This window comes from Aminobacter sp. HY435, from assembly GCF_027568395.1.
Classification (GTDB): domain Bacteria; phylum Pseudomonadota; class Alphaproteobacteria; order Rhizobiales; family Rhizobiaceae; genus Aminobacter.
On the sequence record NZ_JANKZL010000025.1, the window covers coordinates 1 to 1,179 of the forward strand.

Consider the following 1,179-nt stretch of genomic DNA (forward strand, 5'->3'; position numbering starts at 1 on the left):
CATTGGCCCAGTGGCGGCAGACGATGGCTTCCTCGCCCATCTTGGCGACATAGTCCTTCATCGCCGCAATCTCGGCGTCGGTGTCGGAATAGAAGTGGTTGATCGCCACCACCGCCGGCACGCCGAACTGCTTGACGTTTTCGATGTGGCGGCCAAGGTTGGCGCAGCCCTTCTTCACCGCCTCGACGTCCTCCTTGCCGAGGTCCTCCTTCTTGACGCCGCCATTCATCTTCATGGCGCGCACGGTGGCGACGATGACGGCGGCGGCCGGCTTGAGGCCCGCCTTGCGGCACTTGATGTCGAAGAACTTTTCCGCCCCCAGATCAGCGCCGAAGCCGGCTTCGGTGACGACATAGTCGGCGAGCTTGAGGGCTGTGGTGGTGGCGACCACCGAGTTGCAGCCATGGGCGATGTTGGCGAACGGGCCGCCATGGACGAAGGCCGGGTTGTTTTCCAGCGTCTGTACCAGGTTCGGCTGGACGGCGTCCTTGAGCAGCACCGCCATGGCGCCGTCGGCCTTGAGGTCGCGGGCATAGACGGCGGTCTTGTCGCGGCGGTAGGCGACGATGATGTCGCCGAGGCGCTTTTCGAGGTCCTTCAAATCGGTCGCCAGGCACAGGATCGCCATGACTTCGGAGGCCACGGTGATGTCGAAGCCGGCCTCGCGCGGAAAGCCGTTGGCGACGCCGCCGAGCGAGCAGTTGATCTCGCGCAGGGCGCGGTCGTTCATGTCCATCACCCGGCGCCAGACGACGCGGCGGGTGTCGATGCCGAGCTCGTTGCCCCAGTAGATGTGGTTGTCGATCAGCGCCGACAGCAAATTGTGCGCGGTGGTGATGGCGTGGAAGTCGCCGGTGAAGTGGAGGTTCATGTCCTCCATCGGCACGACCTGGGCATAACCGCCGCCGGCGGCACCGCCCTTGACGCCGAAGTTCGGCCCGAGCGAGGCTTCGCGGATGCACACGATCGCCTTCTTGCCGATGCGGTTCAAGCCGTCGCCCAAGCCGACGGTGGTCGTGGTCTTGCCTTCGCCTGCCGGCGTCGGGTTGATCGCGGTGACCAGGATCAGCTTGCCGTCCTTGTTCTTGCGCGCATTGGCGATGAACTCGGCCGAGACCTTCGCCTTGTCGTGGCCGTAGGGCAAAAGATGCTCGGTCGGAATGCCGATCTTGGCCCCGA

The 1,179-nt window shown here is 64.8% G+C and carries 1 protein-coding gene; it reads right to left on the bottom strand.

Features of this window, described 5'->3' with window-relative positions:
• On the bottom strand, positions 1-1,179 hold a 1,179-nt coding region (locus PCJ21_RS22050; RefSeq protein ID WP_269933568.1), incomplete at both ends, for a formate--tetrahydrofolate ligase.